The sequence below is a fragment of the Burkholderia orbicola genome (assembly GCF_900100915.1).
Classification (GTDB): domain Bacteria; phylum Pseudomonadota; class Gammaproteobacteria; order Burkholderiales; family Burkholderiaceae; genus Burkholderia; species Burkholderia orbicola.
Map to the genome: position 1 here is coordinate 1,032,205 of NZ_FNKW01000001.1, position 13,463 is coordinate 1,045,667.

The following is a 13,463-nucleotide window of genomic DNA, read 5'->3' on the forward strand; positions in this document are numbered from 1 at the left end:
GCCCCGGCACGCGTTCGCCGCCTCGCTATAATTCGGCCATGTCCGATATCACCGAAACGGCCGCGGGCGCCGCGCCCGCCCCCGCCGCGCGCCCGCTGCGCGCGATCCAGCCCCTGCCCGACCAGCTGATCAGCCAGATCGCCGCCGGCGAGGTCGTCGAACGCCCGGCGTCGGTCGTCAAGGAGCTGCTCGAGAACGCGATGGACGCCGGCGCGACGACGCTGCGCATCGTGCTGGAAGAAGGCGGCGTCAAGCGCATCTCGATCACCGACGACGGCTGCGGGATTCCGCCCGACGAACTGGCGCTCGCGCTGATGCGCCACGCGACCAGCAAGATCCGCTCGCTCGAGGAGCTGGAGGCGGTCGCGACGCTGGGGTTTCGCGGTGAAGCGCTCGCGTCGATCGCGTCGGTCGCCGAGATGTCGATCACGAGCCGGACGGCCGATGCCGCGCATGCGATGAAGATCGATGCGCAGACGGGCGTGCTGTCGCCCGCTGCCGGCTCGATCGGCACGACGATCGAGGTGCGCGAGCTGTACTTCAACACGCCCGCGCGGCGCAAGTTCCTGAAGAGCGAGCAGACCGAATTCGGCCACTGCCTGGAAATGATCCGTCGCGCGGCGCTCGCGCGGCCGGACGTCGCGATCTCGGTGCTGCACAACGGCAAGGCCGTCGAGCACTGGAATGCGACGGAGCCCGCGCAGCGCGTCGCGAAAATCCTCGGCGACAGCTTCGCGACCGCGCACCTGCCGCTCGACGAGCAAGCCGGCCCGCTCGCCGTCTACGGCTGCGCCGGCCTGCCGACCGCGAGCCGCGGGCGCGCCGACCAGCAGTATTTCTTCGTGAACGGCCGCTTCGTGCGCGACAAGCTGCTGACGCACGCGGTGCGCGCCGCCTACGAGGACGTGCTGCACGGCGACCGCTACCCGTCATACGTGCTGTTCCTCGATCTGCCGCCCGAAGCCGTCGACGTGAACGTGCATCCGTCGAAGATCGAAGTACGGTTCCGCGATTCGCGCTCGATCCACCAGTACGTGTTCCATGCGGTCCAGCGCGCGCTCGCGCGCCATGCGGGCGCATCGCCGGAAACCACGGCGGGCGGCCATGCCGCGCATCTCGAACCGGCCCCGCGCGGGCCGGCGTCGTTCCTCGACACACCGCTCGGTCAGGGCACGAGCCACACGACCGGCGGCACGGGCGGCAGCGGCTTCTCGTCGCCATCGTCTTCATCGTCGGCGGGCAACACGTGGATGCGCCAGGCGCGGATGACGCAGGGCACGCTGCCCGTCGCACAGCCGCTCGCGCTCTACGACGCGCTGTTCGGCCGCAAGGACAGCGGCGCGGGCACGCCGGACGGCACGACGCTCATCGCGCGCGATGCGGCCGATTCCACCGACGCCCCGGTCGCGCCGCTGCCGGGCTTCACCGCGGCGCCGCTCGCCGCCGGCGCGCACGACGAGCAGCCGCTCGGCTTCGCGCTCGGCCAGATCCACGGCATCTACGTGCTCGCGCAGAACGCGTACGGCCTCGTGATCGTCGACATGCACGCGGCCCACGAACGAATCCTGTACGAGCAGTTCAAGAATGCGCTCGCCGACCGCACGGTCGCCGTGCAGTCGCTGCTGCTGCCGATCTCGATGACGGCCACGCCAGTCGAGATCGGCACGGTCGAGGAAGAGCGCGACACGCTCGAATCGCTCGGCTTCGACCTCGCGGTGCTGTCGCCGACGACGCTCGCGATCCGCGCGGTGCCGGCGCTGCTGAAGGACGCCGACCTGCAGTCGCTCGCGCGCGCGGTGCTCGCCGACCTGCACGCGTTCGGCGGCTCGCGCGTGCTCACCGAGCGCCAGCACGAACTGCTCGGCACGCTCGCGTGCCATCACGCGGTGCGCGCGAACCGGCGCCTGACGCTCGACGAGATGAACGCGCTGCTGCGCCAGATGGAGGCGACCGAGCGCGCGGACCAGTGCAATCACGGCCGGCCGACCTGGTATCAGCTCACGCTGAACGATCTGGACCGTCTCTTCATGCGCGGGCAATGAGCGCTTCTTCGCAGTCCCGCCCGACGACGATCGCCTGCCTGCTCGGCCCCACCGCTTCCGGCAAGACCGCGGCGGCGCTGGCGCTCGCCGCGCGCCGCCCGATCGAGATCGTCAGCGTCGATTCGGCGCTCGTCTACCGCGACATGGATATCGGCACCGCGAAACCGTCGCGCGACGAGCGTGCGAGCGTGCCGCACCACCTGATCGACATCATCGACCCGGCCGATGCGTATTCGGCCGCGGAATTCCGCGCGGACACGCTGCGGCTGATCGGCGAGATCGTCGCGCGGGGCCGCACGCCGCTGCTCGCCGGCGGCACGATGCTGTACTACAAGGCGCTGACGCAAGGGCTCAACGATCTGCCGGGCGCCGACCCGGAGGTCCGCGCGGCACTCGACGCCGACGCCGCGCGCGACGGCTGGCCCGCGCTGCACGCGCGGCTCGCGCAGGTCGACCCCGACACGGCCGCGCGGCTCGCGCCGAACGATTCGCAGCGAATCCAGCGTGCACTGGAAATCTTCATGCTGAGCGGGCAGCCGATGTCGGCGCTGCTCGCCGCGCCGCGCCGCACCGACGATGCGGCCGCCGCGTACCGCTTCGTGCCGGTCGCGCTCGAGCCGTCGGACCGCGCGGTGCTGCACGCGCGGATCGCGCAGCGCTTCGACGCGATGCTCGACGCGGGCTTCATCGACGAAGTCGAACGGCTGCGGCGCCGCGACGATCTCCATCCCGACCTGCCGTCGATGCGTTGCGTCGGCTACCGGCAGGCGTGGGAATTCCTCGACGGCGATACCGACTACCGGACGATGCGCGACAAGGGCATCTTCGCAACCCGCCAGCTGTGCAAGCGCCAGATCACGTGGCTGCGCGCGATGCCGGAGCGGATCGTGGTCGACTGCATCGCGCCGGATTCGACGGCCCGCGCGCTCGACGCGCTCGAACGCGTGCTCGACGGCCGCACGCCGGACTAGCCGCTCAGCCCGCCCGACGCGCCGCCAGGCGCGCGCGCGCGCCGTCGACGATCCACGCGATGCCGCGCTCGAACGCTTCGTCACCGCTGCGCTCGCGCAGCGCGGCCCAGCCTTTCGCGAACAACGGGTACTCGGCCGCGTCCGGCAGCAGCGCATCGGCGTCGCCATTCGGCCGCGCCTGCTCTTCCAGCACCCATCCGACCACGAAGCGCCCGATCGCGACCATCACGTCGACCGCCTCGTCCGGCTTGAAACCCGCTTCACCGAGCAGCGCGACCTTGCGTTCGATCGAACTGAAATGCAGCGCGCGCGGTCGCGTGCCGGCGTGCAGGCGCGCGCCGTCGCGATAGGCGAGCAGCGCGCGGCGAAAACTGCGCGCGTTCTCGGCGAGCCACACATCCCACACGTCGCCCGGTCGGGGCAGCGACTCACCGTGGCGCTCCAGCATGATCGCCTCGGCCATCGCGTCGAGCAGCTCGGCCTTGTTCCTGAAATGCCAGTACAGCGTCGGCGACTGCACGCCGAGCCGCTCGGCGAGCCGCCGCGTGGACAGCCCGTCGATCCCCACCTCATCCAGCAATTCGAGCGCCGCGCGCAATACCGTGTCGCGCGTCAGTCGCGCGCCTGTGTCCTTCATCTCTATCACCGATAGGGAAACTGTGGAATACTATGCACTCTATCATCGATAGAGTGATGCTCTTGAATCCGTCCCTGATTGCCATCCTGGCCACGGTCCTGCTCGACGCGATCGGCGTCGGGATCGTGATGCCGATCCTGCCCGGGCTGCTGCGCTCGCTCGCCGCCGCGGGCAGCACCGACACCCACTACGGCATCCTGCTCGCGCTGTACGCGTTCGCGCAGTTCCTGTGTGCGCCGCTGCTCGGCGCGTTGAGCGACCGTTTCGGCCGGCGCCCGGTGCTGCTCGCGTCGCTGGCCGGCGCCGCGCTCGACTATCTGCTGATGGCGCTCGCACCGACACTCGCGTGGCTTTACGTCGGCCGGCTGATCGCGGGCATCACCGGCGCGAACGTCGCGGTCGCGACTGCGTACGTGACCGACGTGACGGCCGAGCCCGACCGCGCACGGCGCTTCGGCCAGCTCGGCGCGATGATGGGCATCGGCTTCATCGCCGGCCCGTTGATCGGCGGGCTGCTCGGCGTGCTGCATCTGCGTGCGCCGTTCGTCGCGGCCGCGTTGCTCAACGCGCTGAATCTCCTGCTCGTGTGGCGCGTGCTGCCGGAATCGCGGCCGCGTTCGGCCCGCGAAGGCCGGGCGGTCGGCGCGCTCAACCCGTTCGCGAGCCTGCGCCGGCTGAGCGGCGCGCCCGCGCTGGCGCCGCTGGTCGGCATCTACGTGATCGTGGCGCTCGTGTCGCAGGCGCCCGCGACGCTGTGGATTCTCTACGGCCAGGAACATTTCGGCTGGTCGACGCCGGTCGCGGGGCTGTCGCTCGCAGGCTACGGCGCGTGCCACGCGCTCGCACAGGCGTTCGCGATCGGGCCGCTGATCGCGCGGCTCGGCGAGCGGCGCGCGCTCGCGCTGGGCCTCGCGGGCGATGCGCTCGGGCTGGCGATCATCGCGTTCGCGACCGCCGCATGGGTGCCGTTCGCGCTGCTGCCGCTGTTCGCGGCCGGCGGCATGACGCTGCCGGCATTGCAGGCGATGCTCGCGCGGCAGGTCGACGATGCGCGCCAGGGCGAACTGCAAGGCACGCTGGCGAGCGTGGCGAGCCTGATCGGCGTCGCGGGGCCGCTCGTCGTCACCGCGACCTACGCGGCGACGCGTGCGACATGGCCGGGGCTCGTGTGGGCCGCGGCCGCGCTGCTGTACCTGCTCGTGCCGCCGTTGCTGGCCGGCGCGCGCCCGGCGAACGCGCCGCGGGCGTCCGCATAAGCGTCGACGTGCGCCGTCGCGCTGAGCCCGCGACCGTCCGAAAAAAAACCGCCCGGATCGCTCCGGGCGGCTTTTCCTGCTGCATCTGCTTGCCCTGCGTCAGACCACGACCGTCTGCGCCTCGCCTTCGCGGGTCGCACGCACGGTGCCGATCTTCCACACCTGTTCGCCGGCGGCGGTCAGGTCGGCGATCGCCGCGTCGGCATCGGCCGCCGACACGATCACGGCCATGCCGATCCCGCAGTTGAACACGCGGTGCATTTCCGCGTCGGCGACGCCGCCGTGCTCCTGCAGCCACTTGAACAGCGGCGGCAGCGGCCATGCTTTCTGGTCGAGCTCGGCGGTGAGGCCTTCGCGCAGCACGCGCGGGATGTTTTCGACGAGGCCGCCGCCCGTGATGTGCGCCATGCCCTTCACCGACAGCTTCTGCATCAGCGCGAGCAGCGGCTTCACGTAGATGCGCGTGGGCGCCATCAGCGCGTCGGCCAGCGAGCGGCCATGGAAATCGGCGGACAGATCCGGGTTCGCGCGCTCGATGATCTTGCGCACGAGCGAGAAGCCGTTCGAGTGGATGCCGCTCGACGCAAGGCCCAGCACCACGTCGCCTTCGGCGATCGTGCTGCCGTCGATGATCTTGCTCTTCTCGACCGCGCCGACCGCGAAGCCGGCCAGATCGTATTCGCCGTCCGGGTACATGCCCGGCATTTCGGCCGTTTCACCGCCGATCAGCGCGCAGCCCGACAGTTCGCAGCCCTGCGCGATGCCCTTGACGACCGTGGCGGCCGTGTCGACGTCGAGCTTGCCGCACGCGAAGTAGTCGAGGAAGAACAGCGGCTCGGCGCCCTGCACGAGGATGTCGTTGACGCTCATCGCGACCAGATCCTGGCCGACGGTGTCGTGTTTGTTCAGATGAAACGCGAGCTTGAGCTTGGTGCCGACGCCGTCGGTGCCCGACACGAGCACGGGCTCCTTGTACTTCTTCGGCACTTCGAACAGCGCGCCGAACCCGCCGATGCCGCCGAGCACGCCGTCGCGCAGGGTTTTCTTCGCAAAAGGCTTGATCTTGTCGATGAGCGCGTCGCCTGCGTCGATGTCGACACCTGCGTCGCGATAGGACAGACCCTGAGCGTCGGGAGCGGATTTCGGAGGATTCATGGGGGAATGCGAGAAGGTCGGTAAAATGCGATTTTACCCGAAGCCGGCCCGTTGGCCGGAATTCCCAGCACCGAATCGTCAGGGATTGCATCTTGGTCAACACGTCCCCGTTTTCATCGCCGGGCGAAGCGCGCCGAAACCCGCGCCGCGCCGCCGTGCGTACGGTCGCGCGTGAAGCCAGCCGAGGCGCCTTCCCCCGCGCGTGCCCGACGTACGGCGCGCGTTTTTTCAACCGATCCGCATTGTGACTGCTGTGTCCCGTCAACTGACGCTCGATCTCGGCACGCCGCCGCCCGCCACGTTCGACAACTTCATCATGAGCGACGAGAACGACGAGCTCGTCACGCGCCTGCAGAAGCTCGATCTCGCGCTCGCGGCCGGCCCCGTGCCGGACCGGTCGTTCTACATCTGGGGCGAGCCGGGCAGCGGCCGCACCCACCTGCTGCAGGCGCTCGTGAGCGACGCGTCGTACGGCTATGCGCGCTACCTGACGCCGCAGAGCCCGCTCGGCGCGTTCACGTTCGACCCGCGCATCGGCATCTATGCGATCGACGACTGCGACCGGATGAGCGACACGCAGCAGGTCGCGCTGTTCAATCTGTTCAACGAAGTGCGTGCGCACCCGTCGAGCGCGTTCGTCGCGGCGGGCCCGGCGGCGCCGCTCGCGCTCGACGTGCGCGAGGATCTGCGCACGCGCCTCGGCTGGGGGCTCGTGTTCCACCTGTCGCCGCCGTCCGACGCCGGCAAGATCGCCGTGCTCAAGCTCGCGGCGAAGGAGCGCGGGATCGCGCTCACCGACGACATCGCCGCGTACCTGCTGACCCATTTCCGCCGCGACATGCCGAGCCTGATGGCCCTGCTCGACGCGCTCGACCGCTTCTCGCTCGAGCAAAAGCGAGCGGTCACGCTGCCGCTGCTGCGCCGGATGCTCGCGCGTCCCGGCGACGACATCACACCACCGGGCACGGGCCCGAACCGCTTCGAGTAAAATGCGCTTCCATGACTAATCTGGCACTCTTTGACCTCGATCACACGCTGATCCCGACCGATAGCGACCACGAATGGGGTCGCTTCATGGTGAAGCTCGGCATCGTCGACGCGGAAAGCTTCTCGCGTCAGAACGACCAGTTCTTCGCCGACTACAAGGCCGGCCAGCTCGACATCCACGCGTACCTGTGCGCGATGCTCACGCCGCTCGCGAAGTATTCGCGCGCGCAACTGGCCGAATGGCACGAGCAGTACATGCACGAGGTGATCCGGCCGGCGATGACGCCCGCCGCGCTCGAACTCGTGCGCCGGCATCTCGATGCGGGCGACCTGTGCTGCGTCGTGACGGCGACCAACGAATTCATCACGCGCCCGATCGCGACCGCGTTCGGCGTCGACACGCTGATCGCGTGCGAGGTCGAAACGACCGACGGGCATCCCGATTCGCCGTACACGGGCCGGCCGACCGGCACGCCGAGCTATCGCGAAGGCAAGATCGTGCGCACCGAAGCGTGGCTCGCGTCGCTCGGCAAGCATTGGGACGACTTCGAACACAGCTATTTCTACAGCGACTCGCACAACGACATCCCGCTGCTCGAGAAAGTCACCGACCCGATCGCGACCAACCCTGACGACACGCTGCGCGCGCATGCAAGCAACCGCGGCTGGCGTATCCTCGATCTCTTCTGAACGTCGTGATCAAAAAATTCATTCGCAAGCTCCTCGGCCAGGACGAAACCGAGCAAACGCATCCCGCAGCGGCCCCGGCCGACGAAGCGGCCCCTGCTGCCCCGCGCGCCCCGAAGGGCGCCCGCGGCGGCGGCGCGAAGAAACCGCGCAGCAACCATGAGCCGACCGTCGTGCCGGCCAGCGTGCACGGCATCAACCCGGCGCTGATCTCGAAGAACGCGGTGCGCGTGACCGACACGCTGCAGCAGGCGGGCTTTCGCGCGTTCATCGTCGGCGGCGCCGTGCGCGACCTGCTGCTCGGCATCGCGCCGAAGGATTTCGACGTCGCGACCGACGCAACGCCGACCGAGGTGCAGCGCCTGTTCCGCCGTGCGCGCCTGATCGGCCGCCGCTTCCAGATCGTCCACGTGCAGTTCGGCCAGGACCTCATCGAAGTGTCGACGTTCCGCGCGCTGGTCGACGCGCCGCCCGAGGCGGCCGCGGCCACGGCCGAGCCGCCGCGGCGCCTGAAGCGCGACGAACTCGATCGCCGCACGCATGCGGTCGACGCCAGCGGCCGCGTGCTGCGCGACAACGTGTGGGGCGAGCAGCACGAGGACGCCGCACGCCGCGACTTCACGATCAACGCGATGTACTACGACCCGTCGACGCAGACGGTGCTCGACTACCACGACGGGATGGCCGACGTACGCGCCCGCCTGTTGCGGATGATCGGCGATCCGGCCACGCGCTTTCGCGAGGATCCGGTGCGGATGCTGCGCGTCGTGCGCTTCGCGGCGAAGCTCGGCTTCGAGATCGAGCCGCATACGCGCGAGCCGATCCACGCGCTCGCCGACCTGATCAACAACGTGCCGGCCGCACGCCTGTTCGACGAAATGCTGAAGCTGCTGCTGTCGGGCCACGCGCTCGCGTGCCTGCAGCGGCTGCGCAAGGAAGGCCTGCATCACGGGCTGCTGCCGCTGCTCGACGTCGTGCTCGAACAGCCCCAGGGCGAGAAATTCATCACGCTCGCGCTGAACAACACCGACGCGCGCGTGCGCGCCGGCAAGCCGGTGTCGCCGGGCTTCCTGTTCGCGACGCTGCTGTGGCACGACATGCGCCAGCGCTTCGAGCAATACACGGCCGCGGGCGAAATCCCCGTGCCGGCGCTCCACCGCGCGATGGACGACGTGCTCGACATGCAGACCGAGAAACTCGCGATCCACAAGCGTTACTCGGCCGACATGCGCGAGATCTGGGGCCTGCAGCTGCGCCTCGAGAAACGCTCGGGCCGCAGCGCGATGCGGCTGCTGGAACACCAAAGGTTTAGAGCGGGGTATGATTTCCTCCTGTTACGCTGCGAATCCGGCGAGCTCGATGCGGAAGTCGGACAGTGGTGGACGGATTTCATCGAAGGCGACGCGGCCGCTCGCGAGGCATTGCTCACGCAGGGCGGCTCGAAGGAAAAATCGCCCCGCAAGCGGCGCCGCCGCGGCGGTGCGCGAAACCGCCAGCAGGGTGAGAGTGCCGCCGAGCAGGCGCCGGACACCGCAGGCGGTACCGCGAGCGGTTCCGACGACTGACGCGCGCGCCGGCGAACGACGTAGGAAGTGATGCCATGACGGTTGCATATATCGGACTGGGGGCGAATCTCGGCGATGCGCGCCAGACCCTGAAGGACGCGGTGGTGTGCCTCGCGCAGCAGCGCACCATCTCGATCCTCGGCAAGTCGAGCCTGTATCGCACGGCGCCTTTCGAAGCGGGCGGCGACGACTACTACAACTGCGTCGTCAAGCTCGACACGACGCTGTCGGCCCGCGAGCTGCTCGCGCTCTGCCAGAAGATCGAACATCACTTCGGCCGCGAGCGCCCGTATCGCAATGCGCCGCGCACGCTCGACCTCGACATCCTGCTGTTCGGCGCCGATTCGATCGACGAACCCGACCTGATCGTCCCGCACCCGCGCCTCACCGACCGCGCATTCGCGCTCGTGCCGCTCGTCGAGATCGAGCCGGCGCTCGACATCCCCGCGCGCGGCCGTGCCGACGCCTTTCTCGCCGCCGTCGCGGATCAGCGCGTCGAAAAGGTGCAAACCTGCCAGTGCCTGATGCAAAAGGCGCTCGCTGCCGGCGAAGACGCCGACAAGACCCGCTGCCGATGAACTCGACTCCGCTGACCGTCACCGCGCCCGACCTGCGCGCCCCGCACCGCTATCTCGTGATCGAAGGGCCGATCGGCGTCGGCAAGACGTCGCTCGCGCGCCTGCTCGGCGAGCGCTGGTCGATGCAGACGCTGCTCGAGCGCCCGCAGGACAATCCGTTCCTCGAACGCTTTTACCGCGACACCGCGCGCTACGCGCTGCCGGTCCAGCTGTCGTTCGCGCTGCAGCGCGCGCAGCAGGCGCGCGAGCTGATCGGCGCGCTCGAAACCGGCCGCCCCGTCATCGCGGATTTCATGCCGCAGAAGAACGACATCTTCGCGCGGCTGAATCTGCCGGAAGACGAGTGGCAGCTGTATCGCTCGATCGCCACGCACGTCGACGTGCCGCAGGCGCCGTCGCCCGATCTCGTCGTCTATCTGCAGGCCAGCCCCGAAGTGCTGTTCTCCCGCATCCAGAAGCGCGGGCTGCCGATGGAACTGCAGATCAGCGACGCATACCTGCGCTCGCTCGTCGACGCGTACAACGAATTCTTCTACCACTACGACCGCACGCCGGTGCTGACGGTCGCAGCCGAACACCTGAACCCGCTGGATTCCCCCGACGATCTCGCCCTGCTGGTCGAGCGCATCGAGACGATGCGCGGCCGCAAGGAATTCTTCGTCAAGGGCGAGACGACGCGCTGACGCGTCCCGCCTGTCGTTCTACCCCCATCGACCCGGATTTCCCATGACCTATCTCCAGGAATCGAGCCGGCCTGCCGTGACGGTACCCAAGCTGCAGGCAATGCGCGACGCCGGCGAGAAGATCGCGATGCTCACCTGCTACGACGCGAGCTTTTCCGCGCTGCTCGATCGCGCCGGCACCGACGTGCTGCTGATCGGCGATTCGCTCGGCAACGTGCTGCAGGGCCACACGACCACGCTGCCCGTGTCGATCGACGACATCGCGTACCACACCGCCTGTGTCGCACGGGCGCAGCCGCGCGCGCTCGTCGTCGCCGATCTGCCGTTCGGCACGTACGGCACGCCGGTCGACGCGTTCGCGAACGCGGTCAAGCTGATGCGCGCGGGCGCGCAGATGGTCAAGCTCGAAGGCGGCGAATGGCTCGCCGACACGATCCGCTTCCTCGTCGAACGCTCGGTGCCCGTCTGTGCGCACCTCGGCCTCACGCCGCAGTCGGTGCATGCGTTCGGCGGCTTCAAGGTTCAGGGCAAGACCGAAGCCGGCGCCGCGCAACTGCTGCGCGATGCGCGCGCGATCGAGGATGCCGGCGCGCAGCTCGTCGTGCTCGAAGCCGTGCCGACGCTCGTCGCGGCCGAAGTCACGCACATGCTGAAGATCCCGACGATCGGCATCGGCGCCGGCGTCGACTGCTCGGGGCAGGTGCTCGTGCTGCACGACATGCTCGGCGTGTTCCCCGGCAAGCGGCCGCGTTTCGTGAAGGATTTCATGCAGGGGCAGCCGAACATCCAGGCGGCCGTCGAAGCCTACGTGAGCGCGGTGAAGGATCGGTCGTTCCCCGGCCCCGAACACTCGTTCTGACGTGGAAGACCGGATGTAAAAAAGCGCGGCGCCCTTTGCGGGGCGCCGCGCTTTTTCGTTTGTGCGCCGCGTGGATGAACGAGTTCGTGGCACCGGAGCAAGCATACGGCGCCCGCTCCGTCACCTCGTCACTTCAGCACCGCGTCGAGCGCACCGCGCAGCGCATTGGTCAGCAGCAGCCCCTGCGCGCGCGCCAGATCATCGCGGGTCACGACGCGCTCCACGGCCCCGAATGCGGGATCGTCGAGCAGCACCCCGCGCATCACGCCCGGCAGCACGCCGGACGCCAGCGGCGGCGTCACCCACTGGCCGTCGAGCTTCACGAACAAGTTCGAGCGCCCGCCTTCCGTTACCTCGCCGCGCTCGTTGACGAACAGCATGTCGAACCCGCCGAGCGCCTCCGCCGCCTGCCACGCGCGGTCGTATTCGGCCCGGCGCGTGGTCTTGTGCAGCAGTAGTGCATCGCTCGCGCGGGTCGGCGCGAAGCCGTGCGCGGCTGCCAGCAGCACGCCGACCGGCCCTGCCGGCAGCGGCTTGAGCGGCGCCGCCGTGATGTCGAACGTGCCGTCCTTCGCCAGCGCGAGCTTCATCCGGTACGGGCCGTCGCCGTCGAGCGCCGCACAGCGCGCATCGATCTCGCTGTGTAGCGAGTCAGCATCGAAGCGGAAGCCGAATGCATCGGCGCTGCGCTGCAGCCGCGCGAGATGGCGATCGAGATGGTGGATGCCGTCCGCCCGCGTGGCGGCCGTCGTTTCGAACAACTGGAAGCCGGGGTCGGCGTCCGTCAGGAATCGCGCTTTCAATTCGCACTCCGCATATTCGTCGGCCGCGACGCTGTCGAGCACGATGCCCGCGCCGACGCCCATCGTGCCGCGCCGCCGGCCGACGGTGGCGGTGCCCGTGCCGTCCGTGCCGTTGCTGTCGACGTCGACCGCATCGAGTGTCAGCGTCCGGATCGCGACCGACAGGCAGAAATCGCCGCAACCGGCCACGCCGCCGGACGCTGCAGCGCCTGCCTGCCCGGCCTCGTCCTTCGGCGCATCGAGCCAGCCGATCGCACCCGTATAGAGTCCGCGCGGCGTCGACTCGATCGCGTCGATCAATTCCATCGTCTTGTACTTGGGCGCACCGGTGATCGATCCGCACGGAAACAGTGCGCGCAGCATCTGCGCGAACGTCGTGCCGTCGCGCCAGCCGGCTTCGACCGTCGACGTCATCTGCCACACCGACGCATACGGCTCGACGGAGAAGAGCGCCGGCACCTTGACGGTGCCCGTGCGCGCGATCCGCGACACGTCGTTGCGCAGCAGGTCGACGATCATCACGTTCTCCGCGCGATTCTTCGGATCGCTCGCGAGGAACGCAGCGGCCGCCGCGTCTTCACCCGGGTCGGCCGAACGCGGCGCGGTGCCCTTCATCGGCCGCGCGCGCAGCACGTCGCCCTGCTTCTCGACGAACAGCTCGGGCGAGCACGATACGACCCACGCGCCACCGGGCAGCGCGATCAGCGCGCCGTACCGGACGGGCTGGCGCACGCGCAGCCGCCGGTACAGCGCGAGCGGCGTGCCGAACACGTCGAAATTCAGCCGGTACGTGTAGTTGACCTGATACGAATCGCCCGCGCGCAGCGCGTCGTGCACCGCGCCGATCGCCGCGTCGAACGCATCGCGCGACACGCTCTTCGCGACATGCGCGACACCCGCGATCGACGGCGTGCCGCCGCCGTCCTGCTGCGCGAGCCACGCGTCGACTTCGTCGCGCGACAGCCGCTCGCAGCGCGCATACAGCAAAAAGCGCAGCGGGGCATGGCCCGGCTGCGCTTTTTGCAGGTTGCGTCCGAATGCGTAATCGCCGACGACAACCGCATGCAGCCCGTCGCGCAGATCCTGCGCGAGCGCCGCATCGATGGCGTCGAGCTGCGCCGGGTCCGTGCACACGCGTTCGCGCACGAAGCCCGAATACAAACGACTCGACCGCGCGGACGCGGTCGAGTCGCAATCGTCCAAGAGCGCGAACGACGCGCTCTCGTTGCCTTCAGTCATG

At 69.2% G+C, this 13,463-nt stretch carries 12 protein-coding genes; 9 read left to right on the top strand and 3 right to left on the bottom strand.

Annotation, left to right across the window (positions count from 1 at the left end; genetic code table 11):
* The first annotated feature begins 38 nt into the window (after positions 1-38).
* Positions 39-2,042 (top strand): DNA mismatch repair endonuclease MutL, encoded by a 2,004-nt coding sequence (mutL, locus tag BLS50_RS04895; protein WP_074801158.1) that lies wholly within the window; start codon positions 39-41, stop codon positions 2,040-2,042.
* Positions 2,039-3,013 carry a tRNA (adenosine(37)-N6)-dimethylallyltransferase MiaA gene (gene miaA / locus BLS50_RS04900; protein ID WP_006476825.1) on the top strand — a complete coding sequence of 325 codons (975 nt, stop codon included), beginning with the start codon at positions 2,039-2,041 and terminating at the stop codon, positions 3,011-3,013. The genes mutL and miaA overlap by 4 nt, the downstream gene beginning before the upstream one ends.
* A 4-nt stretch (positions 3,014-3,017) precedes the next feature.
* Here miaA and tetR read toward each other — a convergent pair whose 3' ends face one another.
* Positions 3,018-3,650 carry a tetracycline resistance transcriptional repressor TetR gene (gene tetR, locus BLS50_RS04905; protein ID WP_074801161.1) on the bottom strand — a complete coding sequence of 211 codons (633 nt, stop codon included), beginning with the start codon at positions 3,648-3,650 and terminating at the stop codon, positions 3,018-3,020.
* Positions 3,651-3,706: 56 nt separating this feature from the next.
* Here tetR and tet point away from each other — a divergent pair, with 56 nt between their 5' ends.
* Complete coding sequence (gene tet, locus BLS50_RS04910) at positions 3,707-4,906, top strand: Tet(A)/Tet(B)/Tet(C) family tetracycline efflux MFS transporter (protein WP_074801163.1); 1,200 nt, start codon at positions 3,707-3,709, stop codon at positions 4,904-4,906.
* 99 nt (positions 4,907-5,005) lie between these two features.
* Here the strand turns inward: tet and purM are convergent, their stop codons facing one another.
* A complete protein-coding gene (gene purM / locus BLS50_RS04915; protein ID WP_069255850.1) occupies positions 5,006-6,061 on the bottom strand; it encodes a phosphoribosylformylglycinamidine cyclo-ligase in 1,056 nt (351 codons plus the stop codon).
* 253 nt (positions 6,062-6,314) lie between these two features.
* On the opposite strand from purM, the gene hda reads away from it, so the two are divergent.
* The 6 genes from hda to panB are packed head-to-tail and all read left to right on the top strand — an operon-like array spanning position 6,315 to position 11,420.
* Entirely contained in the window at positions 6,315-7,049 is a 735-nt protein-coding gene (hda, locus tag BLS50_RS04920; RefSeq protein ID WP_012327945.1) for a DnaA regulatory inactivator Hda, read from the top strand.
* Positions 7,050-7,060: 11 nt separating this feature from the next.
* Entirely contained in the window at positions 7,061-7,738 is a 678-nt protein-coding gene (locus BLS50_RS04925; RefSeq protein WP_074801168.1) for a histidinol-phosphatase, read from the top strand.
* 5 nt (positions 7,739-7,743) lie between these two features.
* Positions 7,744-9,300 carry a polynucleotide adenylyltransferase PcnB gene (gene pcnB / locus BLS50_RS04930; protein ID WP_074801172.1) on the top strand — a complete coding sequence of 519 codons (1,557 nt, stop codon included), beginning with the start codon at positions 7,744-7,746 and terminating at the stop codon, positions 9,298-9,300.
* Between the two features lie 35 nt (positions 9,301-9,335).
* Positions 9,336-9,878 carry a 2-amino-4-hydroxy-6-hydroxymethyldihydropteridine diphosphokinase gene (gene folK / locus BLS50_RS04935; RefSeq protein ID WP_006476832.1) on the top strand — a complete coding sequence of 181 codons (543 nt, stop codon included), beginning with the start codon at positions 9,336-9,338 and terminating at the stop codon, positions 9,876-9,878.
* Positions 9,875-10,561: a deoxynucleoside kinase gene (locus BLS50_RS04940; protein ID WP_011544643.1), complete on the top strand. Its 687-nt coding sequence runs from the start codon at positions 9,875-9,877 to the stop codon at positions 10,559-10,561. Before folK ends, BLS50_RS04940 begins: the two co-directional genes overlap by 4 nt.
* Before the next feature lie 43 nt (positions 10,562-10,604).
* On the top strand, positions 10,605-11,420 hold the full coding sequence (gene panB / locus BLS50_RS04945) for a 3-methyl-2-oxobutanoate hydroxymethyltransferase (protein WP_006476834.1): 816 nt from the start codon (positions 10,605-10,607) through the stop codon (positions 11,418-11,420).
* Positions 11,421-11,548: 128 nt separating this feature from the next.
* On the opposite strand, the gene BLS50_RS04950 is transcribed toward panB, so the two are convergent.
* The gene (locus BLS50_RS04950) at positions 11,549-13,462 is read right to left on the bottom strand and encodes a chorismate-binding protein (RefSeq protein ID WP_074801175.1); all 1,914 of its coding nucleotides are present in this window, start codon (positions 13,460-13,462) and stop codon (positions 11,549-11,551) included.
* Position 13,463 lies beyond the last annotated feature (1 nt).

Coding starts and splice junctions, on each gene's coding strand:
- mutL (WP_074801158.1), top strand. CDS start 39: ATGTCCGATATCACCGAAACGGCCGCGGGCGCCGCGCCCGCCCCCGCC.
- miaA (WP_006476825.1), top strand. CDS start 2,039: ATGAGCGCTTCTTCGCAGTCCCGCCCGACGACGATCGCCTGCCTGCTC.
- tetR (WP_074801161.1), bottom strand. CDS start 3,650: ATGAAGGACACAGGCGCGCGACTGACGCGCGACACGGTATTGCGCGCG.
- tet (WP_074801163.1), top strand. CDS start 3,707: ATGCTCTTGAATCCGTCCCTGATTGCCATCCTGGCCACGGTCCTGCTC.
- purM (WP_069255850.1), bottom strand. CDS start 6,061: ATGAATCCTCCGAAATCCGCTCCCGACGCTCAGGGTCTGTCCTATCGC.
- BLS50_RS04925 (WP_074801168.1), top strand. CDS start 7,061: ATGACTAATCTGGCACTCTTTGACCTCGATCACACGCTGATCCCGACC.
- folK (WP_006476832.1), top strand. CDS start 9,336: ATGACGGTTGCATATATCGGACTGGGGGCGAATCTCGGCGATGCGCGC.
- BLS50_RS04940 (WP_011544643.1), top strand. CDS start 9,875: ATGAACTCGACTCCGCTGACCGTCACCGCGCCCGACCTGCGCGCCCCG.
- panB (WP_006476834.1), top strand. CDS start 10,605: ATGACCTATCTCCAGGAATCGAGCCGGCCTGCCGTGACGGTACCCAAG.
- BLS50_RS04950 (WP_074801175.1), bottom strand. CDS start 13,462: ATGACTGAAGGCAACGAGAGCGCGTCGTTCGCGCTCTTGGACGATTGC.